The organism is Streptococcus mitis (assembly GCF_047462815.1).
GTDB classification, from domain to species: domain Bacteria; phylum Bacillota; class Bacilli; order Lactobacillales; family Streptococcaceae; genus Streptococcus; species Streptococcus mitis_DO.
On the sequence record NZ_JASHFB010000001.1, the window covers coordinates 74,090 to 97,704 of the forward strand.

Below are 23,615 nucleotides of genomic sequence, written 5' to 3' on the forward strand. Positions count from 1 at the left end.
ACTCAGTTGGCATTGCTGGCTGAGTTTTATTCGAAAGAAGGAAATATGAATACAAATCTTGCAAGTTTTATCGTTGGACTCATCATCGATGAAAATGACCGTTTTTACTTTGTGCAAAAGGATGGTCAAACCTATGCTCTTGCCAAGGAAGAAGGTCACCATACAGTAGGGGATACGGTCAAAGGTTTTGCCTATACAGATATGAAGCAAAAGCTCCGCTTGACCACTTTAGAAGTCACTGCCACTCAGGACCAATTTGGTTGGGGACGTGTCACAGAGGTTCGTAAGGACTTGGGAGTCTTTGTGGATACAGGCCTTCCTGACAAGGAAATCGTTGTGTCACTCGATATTCTCCCTGAGCTCAAGGAACTCTGGCCTAAGAAGGGCGACCAACTCTACATCCGTCTTGAGGTGGACAAGAAAGACCGTATCTGGGGACTCTTGGCTTATCAAGAAGACTTTCAACGTCTGGCTCGTCCTGCCTACAACAACATGCAGAACCAAAACTGGCCAGCCATTGTTTACCGCCTCAAGCTGTCAGGGACCTTTGTATATCTGCCAGAGAATAACATGCTTGGCTTTATCCATCCTAGCGAACGCTATGCAGAGCCACGTTTGGGGCAAGTCTTAGATGCGCGTGTCATTGGTTTCCGTGAAGTGGATCGCACTCTGAACCTTTCTCTCAAACCACGTTCTTTTGAAATGTTGGAAAATGATGCTCAGATGATTTTGACATACTTGGAAAGCAATGGCGGTTTCATGACCTTAAATGATAAATCATCTCCTGACGACATCAAGGCTACCTTTGGCATTTCTAAAGGTCAGTTTAAAAAAGCTCTAGGTGGTCTTATGAAGGCTGGCAAAATCAAGCAAGATCAGTTTGGGACAGAGTTGATTTAGGGAGACATATGAGAAAATCATTTTACACTTGGCTCATGACCGAGCGCAATCCTAAAAGTAACAGTCCCAAAGCTATCCTAGCAGACTTAGCCTTTGAAGAATCAGCTTTTCCAAAACACACAGATGATTTTGATGAGGTCAGTCGCTTTTTGGAAGAACATGCCAGTTTCTCTTTTAACCTAGGAGACTTTGACGCCATCTGGCAAGAATACTTAGAACACTAGCATGATTCACTGGGTTTGGGCTAGTAATTTCTCCACCCCTTTGCTATAATAAAAAGAAATAAAAGGATTAGAGAGGTTCTTTATTTGAAGGAACATTCAATTGACATTCAACTGAGTCATCCAGATGACCTGTTTCATCTTTTTGGTTCCAATGAACGCCATCTTCGTTTGATGGAAGAAGAGCTTGATGTGGTGATTCATGCTCGTACGGAGATTGTGCAGGTTTTGGGAGAAGAGACTGCCTGTGAGGAAGCACGTCAGGTTATCCAAGTCTTGATGGTCTTGGTGAATCGTGGGATGACTGTTGGTACGCCAGATGTGGTGACGGCTATTACCATGGTTAAAAATGACGAAATCGACAAATTTGTCGCCCTTTATGAAGAAGAAATCATCAAAGACAATACTGGGAAGCCTATCCGCGTCAAAACCTTAGGTCAAAAGCTTTATGTGGATAGTGTCAAACAGCATGATGTGACCTTTGGAATCGGACCTGCAGGGACAGGGAAGACCTTCCTTGCAGTGACCTTGGCAGTGACTGCCCTTAAACGTGGGCAAGTCAAGCGAATTATCCTAACTCGTCCAGCGGTGGAAGCAGGAGAGAGTCTTGGATTTCTTCCGGGTGATCTTAAGGAGAAGGTAGATCCTTACCTTCGACCCGTTTATGATGCCTTGTATCAGATTCTCGGCAAAGACCAAACGACTCGTCTCATGGAGCGTGAAATTATCGAGATTGCGCCCCTTGCCTATATGCGTGGACGGACCTTGGATGATGCCTTTGTCATTCTCGATGAGGCGCAAAATACGACCATCATGCAGATGAAGATGTTCTTGACGCGTTTAGGCTTTAATTCTAAGATGATTGTCAATGGAGATATTAGTCAGATTGACCTGCCACGCAATGTCAAGTCCGGTTTGATTGATGCTCAAGAGAAACTCAAGAACATTCACCAGATTGACTTTGTTCATTTTTCAGCCAAGGATGTGGTTCGCCATCCAGTTGTCGCTCAGATTATCCGAGCTTATGAACCAGCTCCAGTTAAAAAAGAAGAGAGTGAAGAATTAGAGCCTCAACCTCTATCTGAAGGATAGTTCTTTTGTACTTAAAGTTATCTCAATGCTAAGTCTATAGTCTATAGTAGATTGAAGCTAGAATAGTACGTTGCGACTGCTAAAACATTTCTAGAAATTAATTTGACTTTCCTGATTGATTTGTTTATATCTTATTTCAAGCTACTATAAGTTTGCTTTTAAATGTTTCATTCAATATCCCTATATTAGTTAGAAACTTTTCAAGTGGAGGAAACGTATGGAATCAATTTTTTTGAAATTTGCCCAGTATCCCATAGTCGAGACTGAGCGTTTATTGCTTAGACCTGTAACCTTGGATGATGCGGAAGCAATGTTTGACTATGCCTCGGACAAGGATAATACACGTTACACTTTTCTAACCAATCAAAGCTTGGAAGAAACCAAGAATAACATTGCTCAGTTTTACTTGACCAATCCCTTGGGACGTTGGGGGATTGAATTAAAAGGTAACGGCAAATTTATCGGAACCATTGATTTGCACAAGATTGATCCTGCTCTTAAGAAGGCAGCCATTGGCTACATTATCAATAAAAAGTATTGGAATCAAGGATTGACGACAGAAGCCAATCGTGCCGTAATTGAGCTAGCTTTTGAGAAGATAGGGATGAATAAGTTGATTGCCCTTCACGATAAGGCTAATCCTGCGTCAGGAAAGGTCATGGAGAAATCAGGAATGCGTTTTTCCCACGAAGAAGCTTATGCTTGTATGGACCAACATGAAGAAGGCCGAATTGTTACAAGAGTTCATTATGTCTTGACCAAGGAAGACTATTTTGCAAATAAATAAGCAGTTGAGAAGAAATTTTCAACTGTTTTTTCTTCCTCTTACGAATAATCTAAGAGAGGAGAAAATATGGAAGCAATTATCGAGAAAATCAAAGAGTATAAAATCATTGTCATCTGTACTGGTCTGGGCTTGCTTGTAGGAGGATTTTTCTTGCTAAAGCCAACTCCACAAACACCTGTAAAAGAAACGAATTTACAGGCAGAAGTCGCAGCTGTTTCCAAGGGTTCATCGACCGAAAAGGAAGTGAAGGAAGAAAAGGAAGAACCCCTTGAACAAGATCTAATTACAGTAGATGTGAAAGGTGCTGTTAAATCGCCAGGAATTTATGATTTGCCGGTAGGTAGTCGAGTCAATGATGCTGTTCAGAAGGCTGGCGGCTTGACAGAGCAAGCAGACAGCAAGTCGCTCAATCTAGCTCAGAAAGTTAGTGATGAGGCTCTGGTTTACGTCCCAGCTAAGGGAGAAGAAGTAGCTAGTGAAAAGACTGGTTCTGGGACAGCTTCTTCGACTAGAAAGGAAAAGAAGGTCAATCTCAACAAGGCCAGTCTGGAAGAACTCAAGCAGGTCAAGGGACTGGGAGGAAAACGAGCTCAGGACATTATCGATCATCGTGAGGCAAATGGGAAATTTAAATCGGTTGATGAACTCAAGAAAGTCTCTGGAATTGGTGCTAAAACGATAGAAAAGTTAAAAGACTATGTTACAGTGGATTAAGAACATCTCCATTCCCCTAATTTACCTGAGTTTTCTATTGCTCTGGCTTTACTACGCCATTTTTTCTGCATCCTATCTTGCTTTATTGGGCTTTGTTTTTCTGCTCGTCTGTCTCTTTATCCAATTTCCGTGGAAATCTGCGGGCAAGGTTCTAGTGTTTTGTGGAGTCTTTGGATTCTGGTTTCTGTTTCAAACTTGGCAACAGAGTCAAGCTAGTCAAAACCTAGCGGATTCTGTTGAAAGGGTACGGATTTTGCCTGACACTATTAAGGTCAATGGTGATAGTCTATCCTTTCGTGGCAAGGCTGACGACCGCATTTTTCAAGTCTATTATAAACTCCAGTCCGAAGAGGAGAAAGAAGCCTTTCAAACCTTAACAGACCTTCATGAGATAGAACTAGAAGGAAAGCTTTCAGAACCAGAAGGGCAGAGGAATTTTGGTGGATTTGACTATCAAGCCTATCTGAAGACTCAGGGAATTTACCAGACTCTCAATATCAAAAAAATCCAGTCACTTCAAAGGGTTGGCAGTTGGAATGTAGGTGAAAACCTGTCCAGCTTACGTCGAAGGGCTATAGTTTGGATTAAGACACACTTTCCAGACCCTATGCGTAACTACATGACGGGTCTCTTGCTGGGACATCTGGATACAGACTTTGAGGAGATGAATGAGCTTTATTCTAGTTTAGGAATTATCCACCTTTTTGCTTTGTCTGGTATGCAGGTAGGATTTTTCATGGACGGATTTAAGAAACTTCTCTTGCGATTGGGCTTGACCCAAGAAAAGTTGAAATGGCTGACTTATCCCTTTTCCCTTATCTATGCAGGGATGACAGGATTTTCAGCATCGGTTATTCGCAGTCTCTTGCAAAAGTTACTGGCTCAACATGGTGTTAAGGGCTTGGATAATTTTGCCTTGACGGTTCTTGTCCTCTTTATTATCAAGCCAAACTTTTTCTTGACAGCAGGAGGAGTCTTGTCCTGCGCTTATGCTTTTATCTTGACCATGACCAGCAAAGAAGGGGATGGGCTAAAGGCTATTGCCAGAGAAAGTCTGGTTATTTCTTTGGGAATATTGCCCATTCTATCCTTCTATTTTGCGGAATTTCAACCTTGGTCCATCCTTTTGACCTTTGTCTTTTCCTTTCTATTTGACTTGGTCTTCTTACCGCTCTTGTCTATCTTATTTGCCCTTTCCTTTCTCTATCCAGTCATTCAGCTTAATTTTATTTTTGAATGGTTGGAGGGGATGATTCGCTTGGTATCACAGGTGGCAAGTAGACCTCTGGTCTTTGGACAACCCAATGCATGGCTGTTGATACTACTATTAATTTCTTTGGCTTTAGTCTATGATTTGAGGAAAAACATTAAAAGGCTAATAGTATTGAGTTTATTGATTACAGGGCTCTTTCTCCTGACCAAGTATCCACTAGAAAATGAAATCACCATGCTGGATGTGGGGCAAGGGGAAAGTATTTTCCTACGGGATGTAACTGGTAAGATTATTCTTATAGATGTCGGTGGCAAGGCAGAATCTGATAAGAAAATCGAAAAATGGCAAGAAAAGGCGACGACCAGCAATGCTCAGCGAAGCTTGATACCCTATCTTAAAAGTCGCGGAGTAGCCAAGATTGACCAGCTGATTTTGACAAATATGGACAAGGAGCATGTTGGAGATTTGTTGGAGGTGACCAAGGCTTTCCATGTAGGGGAGATTTTAGTATCAAAAGGCAGTTTGAAACAGAAGGAATTTGTGGCAGAACTACAGGCGACTCAAACCAAAGTACGCAGTGTGACAATGGGAGAGAATTTGCCAATTTTTGGTAATCAGTTAGAAGTCCTATCTCCAAGGAAAATTGGAGATGGAGGTCATGAAGATTTCCTGGTTCTTTATGGAAAACTCTTGGATAAGCACTTCCTCTTCACTGGGAATTTGGAGGAGAAAGGAGAGAAGGACTTGCTGAAGCACTATCCAGACTTGAAAGTTGATGTTTTGAAAGCTAGTCAACATGGCTCTAAAAACTCATCAAGTTCAGCCTTTTTAGAACAACTCAAACCAGAGATGACTCTCATCTCAGTTGGAAAGAACAATCGAACGAAATTACCCCATCAGGAAACTTTGACACGACTAGAAACTATCAATAGCAAAGTTTACCGAACTGACCAGCAAGGAGCTATACGTTTTAAGGGGTGGAATAGTTGGAAAATCGAAAGCGTTCGATAGAAAGGATAAATACTATATATTGGTAAAATAAACTAAAAATCTGTTGCATAATAATGATAAAAACGATATAATGAAAGCGTCTTCAATATTGATGATATAAAACCATTAAAAATTAGCAAAAAACGTTTAATTACTTAGTTTATGATCTATTGGTCTTTTTTAGTCCAGTGTATCTGCTGTGAGAGTTCTTAAAACTTATCGGTATGGTCGGAATACCTACTATAAGTCTAGTGTGAATTGCTAGAGACATAACTATATTAATCCCCTGTTATGGTATCGTTATGACAGCTATTCTGAATATAAAATTGGTTCTGGTTGGAATTACGATTGTTATGAGGTACTAAACTACTACAGCGGAGGCTATTAATCCAAAAAGGAGGGCTAGATATGTTGCAGCTTACTCATGTGACCTTAAAAACGCGACAAGTCATCTTACAAGATGTTGATTTTACATTTGAAAAGGGTAGGATTTATGGTATTCTTGCTATAAATGGCTCTGGAAAGACGACACTGTTCCGCGCCATTAGCAATTTAATTTCTATAAGTAGCGGAAATATTGCAACCCCTCCTTCTTTATTTTATTATGAGAGTATTGAATGGCTGGATGGAAACTTAAGTGGGATGGACTACCTTCGTCTTATCAAAAACATCTGGAAGTCAGGTCTGAACTTGAGGGATGAAATTGCCTATTGGGAAATGTCTGACTATATCAGTCTTCCCATTCGCAAGTATTCCTTAGGCATGAAGCAACGCTTAGTGATTGCCATGTATTTCCTCAGTCAGGCGAAATGCTGGCTTATGGATGAGATTACAAATGGCTTAGATGAGTATTATCGACAGAAGTTTTTTGATAGGCTGGCACAAATCGATAGACAAGAACAGCTGGTTCTTTTAAGTTCCCACTATAAGGAAGAGTTGCTTGATGTCTGCGATAGAGTAGTAACCATTCATCAGGGGCAAATAGAAGAGGTTTAGTTTATGAAAGATGTTAGTCTATTTTTATTGAAAAAAGTTTTCAAAAGTCGCTTAAACTGGATTATCTTAGCTTTATTTGTATCTGGACTCGGTGTTACCTTTTATTTAAATAGTCGGACTGCAAACTCACACAGCTTGGAGAGCGAGTTGGAAACCAGTCTTGTAAAAGATGAGAGAATCATCAATGAATATGAAGAGAAACTCTCCCAAATATCTGATACCAGCTCGGAGGAATACCAGATTGCTAAAAATACTTTAGACGGGCAAAAAAATCTTTCGACTCAAAAGACAGAAATTCTGACTTTATTAAAAGAAGGGCGATGGAAAGAAGCCTACTATTTGCAGTGGCAAGATGAAGAGAAGAATTATGAAATGATATCAAATAACCCGACTATTAGCTCTGACTTTAAAATGGCGGTTGACCGCCAACGAAAGATTTACCAAGCCCTGTATCCCTTGAACATAAAAGCACATACTTTGGAGTTTCCGACCCACGGGATTGATCAGATTATCTGGATTTTAGAGGCTATCATCCCAACCTTGTTTGTGATTGCTATTATTTTTATGCTAACGCAACTATTTGCAGAAAGATATCAAAATCATCTGGACACAGCTCAGTTATATCCTTTTTCAAAAGTGGCATTTGCCATGTCCTCCCTTGGAGTTGGAGTGGGCTATGTAACTGTGCTGTTTATCGGAATCAGCGGATTTTCTTTTCTAGTGGGAAGTCTGATAAGTGGTTTTGGACAGTTAGATTATCCCTACCCTATTTATAGCTTAGTGAATCAAGAGGTAACTATTGGAAAGATACAAGATGTGTTATTTCCTGGCTTGTTCTTAGCTTTCTTAGCCTTTATCGTCATTGTGGAAGTTGTGTATTTGATTACTTACTTTTTCAAGCAAAAAATGCCTGTCCTCTTTCTGTCACTCATTGGGATTGTTGGCTTATTGTTTGGCATCCAAACAATTCAGCCTCTTCAAAGGATTGCACATCTGATTCCTTTTACTTACTTACGTTCAGTGGAGATTTTATCTGGAAGATTACCTAAGCTGATTGATAATGTCAATCTAAATTGGAGCATGGGGATGGTCTTACTTCCTTGCCTGATTATCTTTTTGCTAGTGGGGATTCTATTTATTGAAAGATGGGGAAGTTCACAGAAAAAAGAATTTTTTAATAGATCCTAGCTTTCCTATAGGGAAAATAAGTAAAAACTAACATAGAGAGGGAATCAACTTGATTCTCTCTTTTTGATTAGGAAATCAAGGCAAAATACAAACAGAAACTTTTCAAAAAAATAACTTTTTATCTTGACAAGAGCTAGAAAACTTGGTATCATATAAAAGTTGAGAAAAGCAGAAGTGAGAGCTTCTCGCCTTGTGACATTAAGTTGCCTGGCCCTACGGATGAAAAGTTTCTAAGAAACGCTATCATAACGTGCGGGCTTGTATATTTACGAGTCCGCTATTGTTTTTCTCTAATAAAACAAAAGAGGTGAAAACCATAGCAAAGCAAGACTTATTCATCAATGATGAGATTCGTGTACGTGAAGTTCGCTTGATTGGTCTTGAAGGAGAACAGCTAGGCATCAAGCCACTCAGTGAAGCGCAAGCTTTGGCTGATAACGCTAATGTTGACCTAGTATTGATTCAACCCCAAGCCAAACCGCCTGTTGCAAAAATTATGGACTACGGTAAGTTCAAATTTGAGTACCAGAAGAAGCAAAAAGAACAACGTAAAAAACAAAGTGTTGTTACTGTGAAAGAAGTTCGTCTAAGTCCAACTATTGACAAGGGTGACTTTGATACAAAACTTCGCAATGCACGCAAATTCCTTGAAAAAGGAAATAAAGTTAAGGTATCTATTCGCTTTAAGGGTCGTATGATTACCCATAAAGAGATTGGTGCAAAAGTTTTAGCCGAGTTTGCTGAAGCAACTCAAGATATTGCCATCATCGAACAACGTGCTAAAATGGATGGACGTCAAATGTTCATGCAATTGGCGCCAGCGACTGACAAAAAATAATTGTCAGAAAGTTAAATAAAGGAGAAAAAATCATGCCAAAACAAAAAACACACCGCGCATCAGCTAAACGTTTCAAACGTACAGGTTCTGGTGGACTTAAACGTTTCCGTGCTTACACTTCTCACCGTTTCCACGGAAAAACTAAGAAACAACGTCGTCATCTTCGTAAAGCATCTATGGTGCATTCAGGAGATTACAAACGTATCAAAGCAATGCTTACTCGCTTGAAATAATAGTTTGACTGTAAGTAAACAATTCTAGGAAATATTTGGAGGAAATAAAACATGGCACGTGTTAAAGGTGGCGTTGTATCACGCAAACGTCGTAAACGTATTCTTAAATTAGCAAAAGGTTACTATGGAGCTAAACACATCTTGTTCCGTACTGCAAAAGAACAAGTAATGAACTCTTACTACTATGCATACCGTGACCGTCGTCAGAAAAAACGTGACTTCCGCAAATTGTGGATCACTCGTATCAACGCGGCAGCTCGTATGAACGGACTTTCATACTCACAATTGATGCATGGTTTGAAATTGGCTGAGATCGAAGTGAACCGTAAAATGCTTGCTGACTTGGCTGTTAACGATGCAGTAGCTTTCACAGCTCTTGCAGATGCAGCTAAAGCAAAACTTGGTAAATAATAACTGATAAGACTGGAACAGGATTGTCCCAGTCTTTTTAAAAATAAAGGAGAAAAATATGGCTTCAAAAATGCTACATACTTGCTTGCGAGTAGAAAATCTTGAAAAATCAATTGCATTTTATCAAGATGCTTTTGGATTTAAAGAATTGCGTCGCAGAGATTTTCCAGATCATGCCTTCACGATTGTCTATCTAGGTCTTGAGGGCGATGACTATGAGTTGGAGTTGACTTATAACTACGATCACGGTCCGTATGTGGTTGGAGATGGGTTTGCCCATATCGCCCTCAGTACACCTGATCTTGAAGCTCTTCATCAAGAGCACAGTGCCAAAGGCTATGAAGTGACTGAGCCAAATGGTCTACCAGGAACTGCACCAAACTATTACTTTGTCAAAGACCCTGATGGCTACAAGGTCGAAGTCATTCGTGAAAAATAATCTCGTGAAGTCAAGTAGAATGTTCGTTTTCTACTTGACTTTTTTTATCTGAAAGAGTATACTAGTAAAAATTTAACCTTTAAGGGGAGTCCAGAGAGACTCACAAGGTGTCAGATAAAAGAATAGTGCAATTTTCTAGAGGAGACTTTTTGAGTGTGCTCTCTTCTGTTGTACGATTTTAACTGAGGCCTTGCAATCGCAAGGTCTTTTCTTTATCTGGTCCCCTTAAAATTTAAGGAGGAAAAGTCATGAATCCCACATGTAAGAAACGTTTGGGTGCCATTCGTTTGGAAACCATGAAGGTGGTAGCACAGGAGGAAATCGCGCCAGCAATCTTTGAATTAGTTCTAGAAGGGGAAATGGTTGAAGCTATGCGAGCAGGCCAATTTCTTCATCTGCGTGTGCCTGATGACGCCCATCTCTTGCGTCGCCCTATTTCAATTTCGTCTATCGATAAGGTTAAGAAACAGTGTCATCTCATTTATCGGATTGAGGGAGCTGGGACAGCTATTTTCTCAACCTTAAGTCAGGGAGATATTCTTGATGTGATGGGTCCTCAGGGGAATGGTTTTGACTTGTCTGACCTAGATGAGCAGAGCCAGGTTCTCCTTGTTGGTGGGGGGATTGGTGTTCCGCCCTTGCTTGAGGTTGCCAAGGAATTGCATGCGCGTGGTGTGAAAGTAGTGATAGTTCTCGGTTTTGCTAATAAGGATGCTGTTATCCTTGAAAAAGAATTAGCTCAATATGGTCAAGTCTTTGTAACGACAGATGATGGTTCTTATGGTATCAAGGGAAATGTTTCCGTTGTCATTAAGGATTTAGACAATCAATTTGATGCTGTTTACTCATGTGGGGCGCCTGGAATGATGAAGTATATCAATCAAACCTTTTATGACCACCCAAGAGCCTATCTATCTTTGGAATCTCGTATGGCTTGTGGTATGGGGGCTTGCTATGCCTGCGTCCTAAAAGTGCCAGAAAGCGAGACGGTTAGTCAACGCGTCTGTGAAGATGGCCCTGTTTTCCGCACAGGAACAGTTGTATTGTAAGGAGAAAATCATGACTACAAATCGTTTACAAGTTTCTCTACCAGGCTTGGATTTGAAAAATCCGATTATTCCAGCATCAGGCTGTTTTGGTTTTGGACAAGAGTATGCCAAGTACTATGATTTAGACCTTTTAGGTTCTATTATGATCAAGGCGACAACCCTTGAACCACGCTTTGGCAATCCAACTCCCAGAGTTGCTGAGACACCTGCTGGCATGCTCAATGCAATCGGCTTGCAAAATCCTGGTTTAGAGGTTGTTTTGGCTGAAAAGCTACCGTGGCTGGAAAGAGAATATCCAAATCTTCCTATTATTGCCAATGTGGCTGGTTTTTCAAAACAAGAGTATGCAGCTGTTTCTCATGGTATTTCTAAGGCAGCCAATGTAAAGGCTATTGAGCTCAATATTTCTTGTCCCAACGTAGATCACTGTAATCATGGACTCTTGATTGGTCAAGATCCAGATCTAGCTTATGATGTGGTGAAAGCAGCTGTGGAAGCCTCTGATGTACCAGTTTATGTCAAACTAACTCCTAGTGTGACCGATATCGTTACTGTCGCAAAGGCAGCAGAGGATGCAGGAGCAAGTGGCTTGACTATGATTAATACTCTGGTTGGAATGCGTTTTGACCTCAAAACCAGAAAACCAATCTTGGCCAATGGAACAGGTGGAATGTCTGGTCCAGCAGTCTTTCCAGTAGCCCTCAAACTCATCCGCCAAGTTGCCCAAACAACAGATCTGCCCATCATTGGAATGGGGGGAGTAGATTCGGCAGAAGCTGCCCTAGAAATGTATCTGGCTGGAGCCTCTGCCATCGGAGTTGGAACAGCCAACTTTACCAATCCATATGCCTGTCATGATATCATTGAAAATTTACCAAAGGTTATGGATAAATACGGCATTAGTAGTCTGGAAAATCTCCGCAAGGAAGTAAAAGAGTCTTTGAAGTAAACTGCAATCAATCTGTTCTTGATTTTTCATCAGTTTGTAATATTGATTATAGAGAATTTTGATACAATAAAATGGAAAGAACAGAGGAAAAAAGTTTATGAAGAAATTGAGACTTATTTTTTTAGCCCTGTTATTTTTCTTAGCCAGACCAGAAGGTGCAATGGCAAGCGATGGTACTTGGCAAGGAAAACAATATCTGAAAGCAGATGGCAGTCTAGCAGCGAATGAGTGGGTTTTTGATGCTCACTATCAATCTTGGTTTTATATAAAAGAAGATGCCAACTATTCTGAAAATGAATGGCTGAAACAAGGTGACGACTATTTTTACCTCAAATCTGGTGGCTATATGGCCAAGTCAGAATGGGTAGAAGACAAGGGAGCCCTCTATTATCTTGATCAAAATGGAAAGATGAAAAGAAATGCTTGGGTAGGTACTTCCTATGTCGGTTCATCAGGTGCCAAAGTAATAGAAGACTGGGTATTTGATTCTCAATATGACGCTTGGTTTTATATCAAAGCAGATGGACAACACGCAGAGAAAGAATGGCTCCAAATTAAGGGCAAGGATTATTATTTCAAATCTGGTGGTTATTTGCTGACTAGTCAGTGGATTGAGCAGGCTTATGTGAATGCTAGTGGGGCAAAAGTCCAGCAAGGTTGGCTTTATGACAAACAATACCAATCTTGGTTTTATATCAAAGAAAATGGAAATCATGCTGATAAAGAATGGATTTTCGAAAATGCTCACTATTATTATCTAAAATCTGGTGGCTCTATGGCAGCCAATGAATGGATTTTGGATAAGGAGTCATGGTTTTATCTAAAATCTGATGGCAAAATGGCTGAGAAAGAATGGTTATACGATGCTAAAAGTCAAGCCTGATATTATTTCAAATCTGGCGGTTACATGGCAAAAAACGAGACTATTGATGGTCATCAGCTAGGAAGCGATGGAAAGTGGCTTGTAGAAAAAGCAACAAACGAAAATGCTGCTTATTATCAAGTAGTGCCTGTCACAGCAAATATTTATAATGCAGATGGTGAAAAGCTCTCCTATATATCGCAAGGTAGTGTTGTTTGGCTAGATAAGGATAGAAAAAGTGATGACAAGCGCTTGGCTATTACTATTTCTGGTTTGTCAGGCTATATGAAAACAGAAGATTTACAAGCACTAGATGCTAGCAAGGATTTTATCCCTTATTATGAGAGTGATGGACACCGTTTTTATCACTATGTAGCTCAGAATGCTAGCATTCCAGTATCTTCTCATCTTTCTGATATGGAAGTAGGTAAGAAATATTATTCGGCAGATGGACTGCATTTTTATGGTTTTAACCTTGAAAATCCCTTCCTTTTCAAAGACTTGACAGAAGCTACAAACTACAGTGCTGAAGACTTGGATAAGGTATTTAGTTTGTTAAATATTGATAACAGTCTCTTGGAAAATAAGGGAGCTACCTTTAAGGAAGCCGAAGAACATTACCATATCAATGCACTTTACCTCCTTGCTCATAGCGCCTTAGAAAGCGACTGGGGACGTAGCAAGATTGCCAAAGATAAGAACAATTTCTTTGGCATTACAGCCTATGATACGACACCTTACCTTTCTGCTAAAACATTTGATGATGTGGATAAGGGAATTTTAGGTGCAACCAAGTGGATTAAGGAAAATTATATCGATAGGGGCAGAACTTTCCTTGGAAACAAGGCGTCTGGTATGAATGTGGAATATGCCTCAGACCCTTATTGGGGCGAAAAAATTGCTAGTGTGATGATGAAAATCAACGAGAAATTAGGGGGCAAAGATTAGTCCTATAATTGATACTCTTCGAAAATCTCTTCAAACTACGTCAGCGTCGACTTGGATTATATATGGTTACTGACTTTGTCAGTTCTATCTGCAACTTCAAAACAGTGTTTTGAGCTGACTTTGTCAGTCTTATCTACAACCTCAAAGCAGTGCTTTGAGCAGCCTGCGGCTAGCTTTCTAGTTTGCTCTCTGATTTTCATTGAGTATGAATATGATCTGAGTGAATAGTAAGTTAAAAATCCTGATTTTAAGTAAAATCAGGATTTTTTCATGGATGCGATTTTTTCTGGGTCTGGTGTGACACGGAGGGTCTTTTGTCCTGTGTAAGTGACAAAGCCTGGTTTTCCGCCAGTTGGTTTGTTGAGTTTCTTGACTTCAATCATATCTACCTGCACCAGATTTGACAGGCGACCTTGAGAGAAGTAGGCAGCTAACTCTGCTGCGTCTGTCTTGACTTCATCAGATGGGTCAAGATTTCCTGAGATGACAACATGGCTTCCAGGAATGTCCTTGGCATGGAACCAAAGTTCCTCCTTGCGGGCCATTTTAAAGGTTAGCTCCTCGTTTTGTAGGTTGTTTCGGCCGACATAGATGATGGTTTTGCCATCGCTGGCCAGATATTGTTCTGGTTTTTTGCGTTTCTGGATTTTCTCCCGTTGTCTTCTGCGGATAAAACCTGTTTGAATCAATTCTTCACGGATTTCAGCGATTTCTTCCAGTCCAGCTTGGTTGAGGACGGTCTCCACACTTTCCAGATAGAGAATGGTTGCCTTGGTTTCTTCAATCAAATCAGTTAAGTATTTGACAGCTTCTTTGAGTTTTTGATACCGTTTAAAATAGCGTTGGGCATTCTGGTTGGGAGTCAGAGCCTTATCAAGTGCAATCGTGATAGGTTGGTTGGTGTAGTAGTTGTCTAGGATAACCTGGTCTTGGTCGTTAGGCACTTGGTGGAGGAAGGTTGTCAACAATTCTCCTTTTTGACGAAATTCTTCAGCATTGTCTGTCGCCAGTAACTCTCTTTCTTGTTTTTTGAGTTTGTGGCGGTTTTTCTGAAGTTCATTTTCAACACGACGAATGAGTTCACTGGCTTGCTGTTTGACGCGGTCACGCTCAGCCTTATCCTTATAGTAAGTGTCCAGCAAATCAGAAAGACTGGCAAAAGGATCTCCCACCTGATTTGCAAAAGGAACTGGACTGAAGGAAGTCTCAGTCAAGCATGGTTTGGTTTCTTGATTGAAAAAGTTACGGAAAGTAGATAGTTTATCACTAACCAGTATGCTTTCCAATTCATTTGCCGTATCACGTCCCAGACCTTGAAAGAGGCTTTGAAGATTTTTAGCTGTCGTTTCCTGTGTTTGCAGGATTTCAAAGAGTTTCTCGTCCTTGATTGTAAAAGGATTGAGAGATTCCGTACTTGGCGGAGCGATGTAGGTCGACCCAGGAAGCAAGGTGCGGTAACTATTTTGTGAAAAGCCAACATGTTTGATAACTTCGAGGATTTTATGACTGCTTTTATCAACCAGTAGAATATTACTGTGTTTCCCCATAATTTCGATAATCAAGGTAGCCTGGATATGGTCTCCAATCTCGTTTTTATTGGAAACTGTCATTTCCACAATACGGTCATTTTCCACTTGCTCAATCGACTCAATCAGGGCGCCCTGCAAATACTTTCTCAAAACCATGATAAAGGTAGAAGGTTGGGCTGGATTTTCAAAAGTCGTTTGGGTCAGCTGAATGCGTCCAAAAACTGGATGGGCTGAAAGGAGCAGGCGATGACTTTGGCGATTGCTGCGGATTTGCAAGATCAACTCTTGTTCAAAAGGCTGATTGATTTTCTGGATGCGACCGTTCACTAACTCTCTTCGCAATTCCTCAACCATGTGGTGTAAAAAAAATCCGTCAAATGACATCGTTCTCTCCTTGTGATTGTATTCCATAGTATTATATCAAAAAGGTAGAATAAAATCATGGAAATGTGGTATAATAAAGCCAAGTAAAGAGAAACGAGAAGCACATGTATATTGAAATGGTAGATGAAACTGGTCAAGTTTCAAAAGAAATGTTGCAACAAACCCAAGAAATTTTGGAATTTGCAGCCCAAAAATTAGGCAAAGAAGACAAGGAGATTGCAGTTACCTTTGTGACCAATGAACGTAGTCATGAACTCAATCTTGAGTACCGTGACACAGACCGTCCGACAGATGTCATCAGCCTTGAATACAAGCCAGAGTTGGAAATTGCCTTTGACGAAGAGGATTTACTTGAAAATCCAGAATTGGCAGAGATGATGTCTGAGTTTGATGCCTATATTGGGGAACTGTTCATCTCTATCGATAAGGCTCATGAGCAGGCTGAGGAATATGGCCACAGCTTTGAGCGTGAGATGGGCTTCTTGGCAGTACACGGCTTTTTACATATCAATGGATATGATCACTACACTCCGGAAGAAGAAGCGGAGATGTTCGGTTTACAAGAAGAAATTTTGACAGCCTATGGACTCACAAGACAATAAACGAAAATGGAAAAATCGTGACCTGATATCCAGTTTAGAATTTGCTCTCACAGGAATTTTTACTGCCATAAAGGAAGAACGCAATATGCGAAAACATGCAGTGACGGCTCTTGTAGTCATTCTTGCAGGTTTTGTTTTTCAGGTGTCACGAATCGAATGGCTCTTTCTCCTATTGAGCATTTTCTTGGTAGTAGCTTTTGAAATTATCAACTCTGCTATTGAAAATGTGGTAGATTTGGCCAGTCACTATCACTTTTCCATGCTGGCTAAAAATGCCAAGGATATGGCGGCTGGCGCGGTATTAGTGGTCTCTCTTTTCGCAGCCTTAACAGGCGCATTGATTTTTCTCCCACGAATCTGGGATTTAATATTTTAAACAGTAAGAGGAAATTATGACTTTTAAATCAGGCTTTGTAGCCATTTTAGGACGTCCCAATGTTGGGAAGTCAACTTTTTTAAATCACGTTATGGGGCAAAAGATTGCCATCATGAGTGACAAGGCGCAAACAACGCGCAACAAAATCATGGGAATTTACACGACTGATAAGGAACAAATCGTCTTTATCGACACACCAGGGATTCACAAGCCTAAAACGGCCCTTGGAGATTTCATGGTTGAGTCTGCCTACAGTACCCTTCGCGAAGTGGATACTGTTCTTTTTATGGTGCCTGCTGATGAGCCACGTGGTAAGGGCGACGACATGATTATCGAGCGTCTCAAGGCTGCCAAGGTTCCTGTGATTCTGGTGGTAAACAAGATTGATAAGGTCCATCCAGACCAGCTCTTGTCTCAGATTGATGATTTCCGTAATCAGATGGACTTCAAAGAAATTGTTCCTATCTCAGCCCTTCAGGGAAATAATGTCTCACGTTTAGTTGATATTTTGAGTGAAAATCTGGACGAAGGTTTCCAGTATTTCCCGTCTGATCAAATCACAGACCATCCAGAACGATTCTTAGTTTCAGAAATGGTTCGCGAGAAAGTCTTGCACCTAACTCGTGAAGAAATTCCTCACTCAGTTGCCGTTGTGGTTGACTCTATGAAACGTGACGAAGAGACAGACAAGGTTCACATTCGTGCAACCATCATGGTGGAGCGCGATAGTCAGAAAGGGATTATCATCGGTAAAGGTGGCGCTATGCTTAAGAAAATTGGTAGCATGGCTCGTCGTGATATTGAACTCATGCTAGGAGACAAGGTTTTCCTAGAAACTTGGGTCAAGGTCAAGAAAAACTGGCGTGATAAAAAGCTAGATTTGGCTGACTTTGGCTATAATGAAAAAGAATACTAAGTAGAGGTGGGCTCATGCCTGCTTCTTGTTTTTACAGAAGGAGGACTTATGCCTGAATTACCTGAGGTTGAAACCGTTCGTCGTGGTTTAGAAAAACTGATTCTGGGTAAGAAGATTTCGAGTGTAGAAATTCGTTATCCCAAGATGATTAAGACGGATTTGGACGAGTTTCAAAAGGAAGTGCCTGGTCAGATTATTGAGTCAATGGGACGGCGTGGAAAATACTTGCTTTTTTACTTGACAGACAAGGTCTTGATTTCCCATTTGCGCATGGAGGGCAAGTATTTTTATTATCCGGACCAGGTTCCTGAACGCAAACATGCCCATGTTTTCTTCCAGTTTGAGGACGGTGGAACTCTTGTTTATGAGGATGTACGCAAGTTTGGTACTATGGAACTCTTGGCGCCTGACCTTTTGGAACCCTACTTTATTTCTAAGAAACTAGGGCCTGAACCAAGGGAGCAGGATTTTGATTTGCAGGTCTTTCAAACTGCCTTAGCCAAGTCCAAAAAGCCTATCAAATCCCACCTTTTAGACCAGACCTTGGTTGCTGGCCTTGGCAATATTTATGTGGATGAAGTCCTCTGGCGAGCTCAGGTTCATCCAGCTAGACCTTCCCACACTTTGACAGCAGAAGAAGCGTCAGCCATTCATGACCAGACCATTGCTGTTTTGGGCCAGGCTGTTGAAAAAGGTGGTTCCACCATTCGGACCTATACCAATGCCTTTGGGGAAGATGGAACCATGCAGGATTTTCATCAGGTCTATGACAAGGCTGGTCAAGAATGTGTACGCTGTGGTACCATCATTGAGAAAATCCAACTGGGCGGACGAGGAACTCACTTTTGTCCTCAGTGCCAAAGGAGGAGCTGATGGGAAAAATCATTGGAATCACAGGAGGAATTGCCTCTGGTAAGTCAACCGTGACAAATTTTCTAAGAAAGCAAGGTTTTCAAGTGGTTGATGCTGACGCAGTTGTCCACCAGTTACAGAAACCTGGTGGTCGTCTATTTGAGGCTCTAGTCCAGCATTTTGGTCAAAAAATAATCCTTGAAAACGGAGCACTTAATCGCCCTCTCCTAGCTAGTCTCATCTTTTCAAATCCTGATGAACGGGAATGGTCTAGGATAACTCAAGGGGAGATTATTCGTGAAGAGTTGGCTACTTTGAGAGACCAGTTGGCTCAGACAGGAGAGATTTTTTTCATGGATATTCCCCTGCTTTTTGAGCAGGACTACAGCGCTTGGTTTGATGAGACTTGGTTGGTCTATGTGAATCGAGATGTCCAAGTAGAACGGCTAATGAAAAGGGATCAGCTATCCAAGGATGAAGCTGAGTCTCGTCTGGCAGCCCAGTGGTCTTTAGAAAAAAAGAAAGGTTTGGCTAGCCATGTTCTAGACAACAATGGCAATCAGAACCAGCTTCTTACTCAGGTGTTCTCCCTGCTTGAGGGAGGTAAGCAAGATGACAGAGATTAACTGGAAGGATAATCTGCACATTGCCTGGTTTGGTAATTTTCTGACAGGAGCCAGTATTTCTTTGGTTGTGCCTTTTATGCCCATCTTTGTGGAAAGTCTGGGTGTAGGGGGAGAGCAAGTTGCTTTTTATGCAGGCTTAGCTATTTCTGTCTCTGCTATTTCTGCGGCGCTTTTCTCTCCTATCTGGGGCATCCTTGCTGATAAATACGGTCGAAAACCCATGATGATTCGGGCTGGCCTGGCCATGACTATCACTATGGGAGGCTTGGCCTTTGTCCCAAATATCTATTGGTTAATCTTTCTTCGTTTACTAAACGGTGTATTTGCTGGTTTTGTTCCCAATGCAACGGCCCTGATAGCCAGTCAGGTTCCCAAGGAGAAATCAGGAACTGCCTTAGGTACTTTGTCTACAGGCGTAGTTGCAGGTACTCTAACTGGTCCCTTTATCGGGGGATTTATCGCAGAATTATTTGGCATTCGTACTGTTTTCTTACTGGTTGGTAGTTTTCTATTCTTAGCTGCTGTTTTGACTATTTGCTTTATCAAGGAAGATTTTCAACCAGTAGCCAAGGAAAAGGCCATCCCAACAAAGGAATTATTTACATCAGTTAAATATCCCTATCTCTTGGTCAACCTCTTTCTGACCAGTTTTGTCATCCAATTTTCAGCCCAATCGATTGGCCCTATCTTAGCTCTGTATGTACGCGACTTAGGCCAGACAGAGAATCTTCTTTTTGTATCTGGTTTGATTGTATCCAGTATGGGCTTTTCCAGTATGATGAGTGCAGGAGTCATGGGAAAGCTAGGTGACAAGGTGGGCAACCATCGCCTCTTGGTTGTAGCCCAGTTTTATTCAGTTATCATCTATCTCCTCTGTGCCAATGCCTCTAGCCCGCTTCAACTAGGACTCTATCGATTCCTCTTTGGCTTGGGAACCGGTGCCTTGATTCCTGGAGTCAATGCCCTTCTCAGCAAGATGACTCCCAAAGCCGGTATTTCAAGGGTCTTTGCCTTCAATCAGGTATTCTTTTATCTGGGAGGTGTCGTTGGGCCCATGGCAGGTTCTGCAGTAGCAGGTCAATTTGGCTACCATGCTGTCTTCTATGCGACAAGCCTTTGTGTTGCCTTTAGTTGTCTCTTTAATCTGCTTCAATTTCGAACATTATTAAAAGTAAAGGAAATCTAGTGCGAGTAAAAATTAATCTCAAATGCTCCTCTTGTGGCAGTATCAATTACCTAACCAGTAAAAATTCAAAAACTCATCCAGACAAGATTGAGGTTTTAAAGTATTGTCCCAAGGAAAGAAAAGTAACCCTACATCTTGAATCTAAGTAGATTTTATGGTAAAATAATAGGGATTTTAAGGAGTTTGATATGTATAACCTATTATTAACCATTTTATTAGTATTATCTGTTGTGATTGTGATTGCGATTTTCATGCAACCAACCAAAAACCAATCCAGCAATGTATTTGATGCCAGCTCAGGTGATTTGTTTGAACGCAGTAAAGCACGCGGTTTTGAAGCTGTAATGCAGCGTTTGACAGGGATTTTAGTCTTTTTCTGGCTAGCCATTGCCTTAGCATTGACGGTATTATCAAGTAGATAAGAAAATAATGGGCAGGACTAGGTCTTTGCCTCTTTTTATTTTTAAATGATATTTGAGAAGGTTTTACAGTAAAAGAAAATAAAAAATCTAGAAAGAAATTATGAAAGATAGAATAAAAGAATATTTGCAAGATAAGGGAAAGGTGACTGTCAATGACTTGGCTCAGGATTTGGGAAAAGACGGTTCCAAGGATTTTCGTGAGCTGATAAAAACCTTGTCCCTAATGGAAAGAAAACACCAGATTCGCTTTGAAGAAGATGGAAGTCTGACCTTGGAAGTCAAGAAAAAACATGAGATTACTCTCAAGGGGATTTTTCATGCCCATAAAAATGGCTTTGGCTTTGTCAGCCTGGAAGGCGAGGAGGATGACCTTTTTGTAGGGAAAAACGATGTCAACTATGCTATTGATGGTGATACCGTTGAGGTCGTCATCAAGAAAGTCGCTGACCGCAATAAGGGAACAGCAGCAGAAGCAAAAATCATTGATATCTTAGAACACAGCCTGACAACTGTTGTCGGCCAAATCGTTCTAGATCAGGAAAAGCCTAAGTATGCTGGCTACATCCGTTCGAAAAATCAGAAAATCAGCCAACCGATTTATGTGAAGAAACCAGCTCTTAAACTGGAGGGAACAGAAGTTCTCAAGGTATTTATCGATAAATACCCAAGTAAGAAACATGATTTCTTTGTTGCTAGCGTCCTCGATGTGGTGGGGCATTCAACGGATGTTGGGATTGATGTCCTTGAGGTTTTGGAGTCTATGGACATTGTATCCGAGTTTCCAGAGGCTGTTCTTAAGGAAGCGGAAAGTGTGCCTGATGCTCTGTCTCAAAAGGATATGGAAGGCCGTCTGGACTTGAGAGATGAGATTACCTTTACCATTGACGGTGCGGATGCCAAGGACTTGGACGATGCAGTGCATATCAAGGCTCTGAAAAATGGCAATCTGGAGCTTGGGGTTCACATCGCAGATGTTTCCTATTATGTGACCGAGGGTTCTGCCCTTGACAAGGAAGCCCTTAACCGTGCGACTTCTGTTTACGTGACAGACCGCGTGGTGCCAATGCTTCCAGAGCGTTTGTCAAATGGCATCTGCTCCCTCAATCCTCAAGTTGACCGTCTAACTCAGTCAGCCATCATGGAGATTGATAAACATGGTCGTGTGGTTAATTACACTATTACACAAACGGTTATCAAGACAAGCTTCCGTATGACCTATAGTGATGTCAATGATATCCTAGCTGGCGACGAGGAGAAGAGACAAGAATATAAGAAAATTGTTCCAAGTATCGAACTTATGGCTAAGCTCCATGAAACTTTAGAAAACATGCGTGTGAAACGTGGAGCCCTCAATTTTGATACCAATGAAGCGAAGATTTTAGTGGATAAACAGGGTAAGCCTGTTGATATCGTTCTTCGTCAGCGTGGCATTGCCGAGCGTATGATTGAGTCCTTCATGTTGATGGCCAATGAAACAGTTGCCGAGCATTTTAGCAAGCTGGATCTACCTTTCATTTATCGTATCCATGAGGAGCCTAAGGCTGAAAAAGTTCAGAAGTTTATTGATTATGCTTCGAGTTTTGGCTTGCGCATTTATGGGACTGCCAGTGAGATTAGCCAGGAGGCTCTCCAAGACATCATGCGTACTGTTGAGGGAGAACCTTATGCGGATGTATTGTCTATGATGCTTCTTCGCTCCATGCAACAGGCCCGCTATTCGGAGCACAATCACGGCCACTATGGATTAGCAGCTGACTATTACACTCACTTTACCAGTCCGATTCGTCGTTATCCAGACCTTCTTGTTCACCGCATGATTCGGGACTATGGGCGTTCTAAGGAAATAGCAGAGCATTTTGAGCAAGTGATTCCAGAGATTGCGACCCAGTCTTCCAATCGTGAGCGTCGTGCTATCGAGGCCGAGCGTGAAGTCGAAGCCATGAAGAAGGCTGAGTATATGGAAGAATACGTGGGTGAAGAGTATGATGCAGTTGTATCAAGTATCGTTAAATTCGGTCTCTTTGTTGAATTGCCAAATACAGTCGAAGGCTTGATTCACATCACAAATCTATCGGAATTTTATCATTTTAATGAACGTGATTTGACCCTTCGTGGGGAGAAATCAGGAACAACCTTCCGTGTAGGTCAGCAGATTCGCATTCGGGTTGAAAGAGCGGACAAGATGACGGGCGAAATTGACTTCTCTTACATTCCAAGTGAATTTGATGTGATTGAAAAAGGCTTGAAACAGTCTAATCGCAGTGACAGAGGGCGTGGTTCAAGTCGTCGTTCAGATAAGAAGGAAGACAAGAGAAAATCAGGTCGCTCAAATGATAAGCGCAAGCATTCGTCAAAAGATAAGAAGAAAAAAGGAAAGAAACCTTTTTACAAGGAAGTAGCTAAGAAAGGAGCCAAGCATGGCAAAGGGCGAGGGAAAGGTCGTCGCACAAAATAAAAAGGCGCGCCACGACTATACAATCGTAGATACGCTAGAGGCAGGAATGGTCCTGACTGGAACTGAAATCAAGAGTGTGCGAGCTGCTCGAATCAATCTCAAGGACGGCTTTGCCCAAGTAAAAAATGGGGAAGTTTGGCTGAGCAATGTTCATATCGCACCTTACGAGGAGGGCAATATTTGGAACCAAGAACCAGAACGTCGCCGCAAACTCCTGCTCCATAAGAAGCAAATCCAAAAATTGGAACAAGAGACCAAAGGGACAGGAATGACGCTGGTTCCCCTTAAGGTCTATATTAAAGATGGTTATGCCAAGCTCCTTTTAGGCCTAGCTAAAGGGAAGCATGACTATGACAAACGGGAGTCTATCAAGCGACGGGAGCAAAATCGCGACATCGCGCGTGTTATGAAAGCTGTCAACCAGCGATAAAAAGAGG

Annotated in this window: 25 protein-coding genes, 1 pseudogene and 1 other annotated feature; of the genes and pseudogenes, 25 read left to right on the top strand and 1 reads right to left on the bottom strand. The window is 41.4% G+C overall.

The window, feature by feature from the left end; all coding sequences use genetic code 11:
- The first annotated feature begins 45 nt into the window (after nucleotides 1–45).
- The 15 genes and pseudogenes from cvfB (at nucleotide 46) to QM865_RS00435 (ending at nucleotide 13,830) form a co-directional block, all read left to right on the top strand.
- Nucleotides 46–900, top strand: a complete 855-nt coding sequence (gene cvfB, locus QM865_RS00365) for an RNA-binding virulence regulatory protein CvfB (protein WP_414305763.1) — start codon at nucleotides 46–48, stop codon at nucleotides 898–900.
- Between the two features lie 8 nt (nucleotides 901–908).
- Nucleotides 909–1,124, top strand: a complete 216-nt coding sequence (locus tag QM865_RS00370) for a YozE family protein (protein WP_001232084.1) — start codon at nucleotides 909–911, stop codon at nucleotides 1,122–1,124.
- 84 nt (nucleotides 1,125–1,208) lie between these two features.
- A complete protein-coding gene (locus QM865_RS00375) occupies nucleotides 1,209–2,213 on the top strand; it encodes a PhoH family protein (RefSeq protein WP_414305764.1) in 1,005 nt (334 codons plus the stop codon).
- 217 nt (nucleotides 2,214–2,430) lie between these two features.
- Nucleotides 2,431–3,000: a GNAT family N-acetyltransferase gene (locus QM865_RS00380; RefSeq protein ID WP_414305765.1), complete on the top strand. Its 570-nt coding sequence runs from the start codon at nucleotides 2,431–2,433 to the stop codon at nucleotides 2,998–3,000.
- A 66-nt stretch (nucleotides 3,001–3,066) separates the two neighbouring features.
- Nucleotides 3,067–3,714: a helix-hairpin-helix domain-containing protein gene (locus QM865_RS00385; protein WP_414305766.1), complete on the top strand. Its 648-nt coding sequence runs from the start codon at nucleotides 3,067–3,069 to the stop codon at nucleotides 3,712–3,714.
- Entirely contained in the window at nucleotides 3,698–5,938 is a 2,241-nt protein-coding gene (locus QM865_RS00390; RefSeq protein ID WP_414305767.1) for a DNA internalization-related competence protein ComEC/Rec2, read from the top strand. The genes QM865_RS00385 and QM865_RS00390 overlap by 17 nt, the downstream gene beginning before the upstream one ends.
- A 387-nt stretch (nucleotides 5,939–6,325) precedes the next feature.
- On the top strand, nucleotides 6,326–6,913 hold the full coding sequence (locus QM865_RS00395; RefSeq protein ID WP_049532900.1) for an ATP-binding cassette domain-containing protein: 588 nt from the start codon (nucleotides 6,326–6,328) through the stop codon (nucleotides 6,911–6,913).
- Nucleotides 6,914–6,916: 3 nt separating this feature from the next.
- Complete coding sequence (locus QM865_RS00400) at nucleotides 6,917–8,101, top strand: hypothetical protein (RefSeq protein ID WP_414305768.1); 1,185 nt, start codon at nucleotides 6,917–6,919, stop codon at nucleotides 8,099–8,101.
- A 160-nt stretch (nucleotides 8,102–8,261) separates the two neighbouring features.
- Nucleotides 8,262–8,393: a sequence feature (ribosomal protein L20 leader region), on the top strand.
- A 15-nt stretch (nucleotides 8,394–8,408) separates the two neighbouring features.
- Nucleotides 8,409–8,939 carry a translation initiation factor IF-3 gene (gene infC / locus QM865_RS00405; RefSeq protein WP_000848180.1) on the top strand — a complete coding sequence of 177 codons (531 nt, stop codon included), beginning with the start codon at nucleotides 8,409–8,411 and terminating at the stop codon, nucleotides 8,937–8,939.
- Nucleotides 8,940–8,971: 32 nt separating this feature from the next.
- A complete protein-coding gene (gene rpmI, locus QM865_RS00410; protein ID WP_001125943.1) occupies nucleotides 8,972–9,172 on the top strand; it encodes a 50S ribosomal protein L35 in 201 nt (66 codons plus the stop codon).
- A gap of 51 nt (nucleotides 9,173–9,223) precedes the next feature.
- Nucleotides 9,224–9,583, top strand: coding sequence for a 50S ribosomal protein L20 (gene rplT / locus QM865_RS00415; RefSeq protein WP_000124836.1), 360 nt, complete (start codon nucleotides 9,224–9,226; stop codon nucleotides 9,581–9,583).
- Between the two features lie 58 nt (nucleotides 9,584–9,641).
- Nucleotides 9,642–10,022 (top strand): VOC family protein, encoded by a 381-nt coding sequence (locus QM865_RS00420; protein ID WP_000157153.1) that lies wholly within the window; start codon nucleotides 9,642–9,644, stop codon nucleotides 10,020–10,022.
- Between the two features lie 248 nt (nucleotides 10,023–10,270).
- The gene (locus QM865_RS00425; protein WP_414305769.1) at nucleotides 10,271–11,071 is read left to right on the top strand and encodes a dihydroorotate dehydrogenase electron transfer subunit; all 801 of its coding nucleotides are present in this window, start codon (nucleotides 10,271–10,273) and stop codon (nucleotides 11,069–11,071) included.
- The gene (locus QM865_RS00430; protein ID WP_414305770.1) at nucleotides 11,034–12,020 is read left to right on the top strand and encodes a dihydroorotate dehydrogenase; all 987 of its coding nucleotides are present in this window, start codon (nucleotides 11,034–11,036) and stop codon (nucleotides 12,018–12,020) included. The genes QM865_RS00425 and QM865_RS00430 overlap by 38 nt, the downstream gene beginning before the upstream one ends.
- A 97-nt stretch (nucleotides 12,021–12,117) precedes the next feature.
- Nucleotides 12,118–13,830: pseudogene (locus QM865_RS00435) on the top strand (glucosaminidase domain-containing protein).
- 257 nt (nucleotides 13,831–14,087) lie between these two features.
- Here QM865_RS00435 and pavA read toward each other — a convergent pair.
- Nucleotides 14,088–15,743 carry an Rqc2 family fibronectin-binding protein PavA gene (gene pavA, locus QM865_RS00440; RefSeq protein WP_414305771.1) on the bottom strand — a complete coding sequence of 552 codons (1,656 nt, stop codon included), beginning with the start codon at nucleotides 15,741–15,743 and terminating at the stop codon, nucleotides 14,088–14,090.
- 104 nt (nucleotides 15,744–15,847) lie between these two features.
- On the opposite strand from pavA, the gene ybeY reads away from it, so the two are divergent.
- From ybeY to smpB, 10 genes are all read left to right on the top strand, one after another.
- Entirely contained in the window at nucleotides 15,848–16,345 is a 498-nt protein-coding gene (ybeY, locus tag QM865_RS00445; protein WP_050155180.1) for an rRNA maturation RNase YbeY, read from the top strand.
- Nucleotides 16,326–16,721 (top strand): diacylglycerol kinase family protein, encoded by a 396-nt coding sequence (locus QM865_RS00450; protein WP_000378165.1) that lies wholly within the window; start codon nucleotides 16,326–16,328, stop codon nucleotides 16,719–16,721. The genes ybeY and QM865_RS00450 overlap by 20 nt, the downstream gene beginning before the upstream one ends.
- A gap of 16 nt (nucleotides 16,722–16,737) precedes the next feature.
- Nucleotides 16,738–17,637, top strand: coding sequence for a GTPase Era (gene era / locus QM865_RS00455; RefSeq protein WP_414305772.1), 900 nt, complete (start codon nucleotides 16,738–16,740; stop codon nucleotides 17,635–17,637).
- Nucleotides 17,638–17,685: 48 nt separating this feature from the next.
- On the top strand, nucleotides 17,686–18,510 hold the full coding sequence (gene mutM, locus QM865_RS00460) for a DNA-formamidopyrimidine glycosylase (RefSeq protein WP_414305773.1): 825 nt from the start codon (nucleotides 17,686–17,688) through the stop codon (nucleotides 18,508–18,510).
- On the top strand, nucleotides 18,510–19,115 hold the full coding sequence (coaE, locus tag QM865_RS00465; protein ID WP_414305774.1) for a dephospho-CoA kinase: 606 nt from the start codon (nucleotides 18,510–18,512) through the stop codon (nucleotides 19,113–19,115). The genes mutM and coaE overlap by 1 nt, the downstream gene beginning before the upstream one ends.
- Nucleotides 19,102–20,301, top strand: coding sequence for a multidrug efflux MFS transporter (locus QM865_RS00470; protein ID WP_414305775.1), 1,200 nt, complete (start codon nucleotides 19,102–19,104; stop codon nucleotides 20,299–20,301). The genes coaE and QM865_RS00470 overlap by 14 nt, the downstream gene beginning before the upstream one ends.
- Nucleotides 20,301–20,450 (top strand): 50S ribosomal protein L33, encoded by a 150-nt coding sequence (gene rpmG, locus QM865_RS00475; RefSeq protein ID WP_001809104.1) that lies wholly within the window; start codon nucleotides 20,301–20,303, stop codon nucleotides 20,448–20,450. Before QM865_RS00470 ends, rpmG begins: the two co-directional genes overlap by 1 nt.
- A gap of 39 nt (nucleotides 20,451–20,489) precedes the next feature.
- Nucleotides 20,490–20,723: a preprotein translocase subunit SecG gene (gene secG / locus QM865_RS00480; protein ID WP_000282517.1), complete on the top strand. Its 234-nt coding sequence runs from the start codon at nucleotides 20,490–20,492 to the stop codon at nucleotides 20,721–20,723.
- 100 nt (nucleotides 20,724–20,823) lie between these two features.
- Nucleotides 20,824–23,178, top strand: a complete 2,355-nt coding sequence (rnr, locus tag QM865_RS00485) for a ribonuclease R (RefSeq protein WP_414305776.1) — start codon at nucleotides 20,824–20,826, stop codon at nucleotides 23,176–23,178.
- Entirely contained in the window at nucleotides 23,141–23,608 is a 468-nt protein-coding gene (gene smpB / locus QM865_RS00490) for an SsrA-binding protein SmpB (RefSeq protein WP_001051750.1), read from the top strand. Before rnr ends, smpB begins: the two co-directional genes overlap by 38 nt.
- Nucleotides 23,609–23,615: the final 7 nt, after the last annotated feature.

Coding starts and splice junctions, on each gene's coding strand:
- cvfB (WP_414305763.1), top strand. CDS start 46: ATGAATACAAATCTTGCAAGTTTTATCGTTGGACTCATCATCGATGAA.
- QM865_RS00370 (WP_001232084.1), top strand. CDS start 909: ATGAGAAAATCATTTTACACTTGGCTCATGACCGAGCGCAATCCTAAA.
- QM865_RS00380 (WP_414305765.1), top strand. CDS start 2,431: ATGGAATCAATTTTTTTGAAATTTGCCCAGTATCCCATAGTCGAGACT.
- QM865_RS00385 (WP_414305766.1), top strand. CDS start 3,067: ATGGAAGCAATTATCGAGAAAATCAAAGAGTATAAAATCATTGTCATC.
- QM865_RS00390 (WP_414305767.1), top strand. CDS start 3,698: ATGTTACAGTGGATTAAGAACATCTCCATTCCCCTAATTTACCTGAGT.
- QM865_RS00395 (WP_049532900.1), top strand. CDS start 6,326: ATGTTGCAGCTTACTCATGTGACCTTAAAAACGCGACAAGTCATCTTA.
- QM865_RS00400 (WP_414305768.1), top strand. CDS start 6,917: ATGAAAGATGTTAGTCTATTTTTATTGAAAAAAGTTTTCAAAAGTCGC.
- rpmI (WP_001125943.1), top strand. CDS start 8,972: ATGCCAAAACAAAAAACACACCGCGCATCAGCTAAACGTTTCAAACGT.
- rplT (WP_000124836.1), top strand. CDS start 9,224: ATGGCACGTGTTAAAGGTGGCGTTGTATCACGCAAACGTCGTAAACGT.
- QM865_RS00420 (WP_000157153.1), top strand. CDS start 9,642: ATGGCTTCAAAAATGCTACATACTTGCTTGCGAGTAGAAAATCTTGAA.
- QM865_RS00425 (WP_414305769.1), top strand. CDS start 10,271: ATGAATCCCACATGTAAGAAACGTTTGGGTGCCATTCGTTTGGAAACC.
- QM865_RS00430 (WP_414305770.1), top strand. CDS start 11,034: ATGGCCCTGTTTTCCGCACAGGAACAGTTGTATTGTAAGGAGAAAATC.
- pavA (WP_414305771.1), bottom strand. CDS start 15,743: ATGTCATTTGACGGATTTTTTTTACACCACATGGTTGAGGAATTGCGA.
- ybeY (WP_050155180.1), top strand. CDS start 15,848: ATGTATATTGAAATGGTAGATGAAACTGGTCAAGTTTCAAAAGAAATG.
- QM865_RS00450 (WP_000378165.1), top strand. CDS start 16,326: ATGGACTCACAAGACAATAAACGAAAATGGAAAAATCGTGACCTGATA.
- era (WP_414305772.1), top strand. CDS start 16,738: ATGACTTTTAAATCAGGCTTTGTAGCCATTTTAGGACGTCCCAATGTT.
- mutM (WP_414305773.1), top strand. CDS start 17,686: ATGCCTGAATTACCTGAGGTTGAAACCGTTCGTCGTGGTTTAGAAAAA.
- coaE (WP_414305774.1), top strand. CDS start 18,510: ATGGGAAAAATCATTGGAATCACAGGAGGAATTGCCTCTGGTAAGTCA.
- QM865_RS00470 (WP_414305775.1), top strand. CDS start 19,102: ATGACAGAGATTAACTGGAAGGATAATCTGCACATTGCCTGGTTTGGT.
- secG (WP_000282517.1), top strand. CDS start 20,490: ATGTATAACCTATTATTAACCATTTTATTAGTATTATCTGTTGTGATT.
- rnr (WP_414305776.1), top strand. CDS start 20,824: ATGAAAGATAGAATAAAAGAATATTTGCAAGATAAGGGAAAGGTGACT.
- smpB (WP_001051750.1), top strand. CDS start 23,141: ATGGCAAAGGGCGAGGGAAAGGTCGTCGCACAAAATAAAAAGGCGCGC.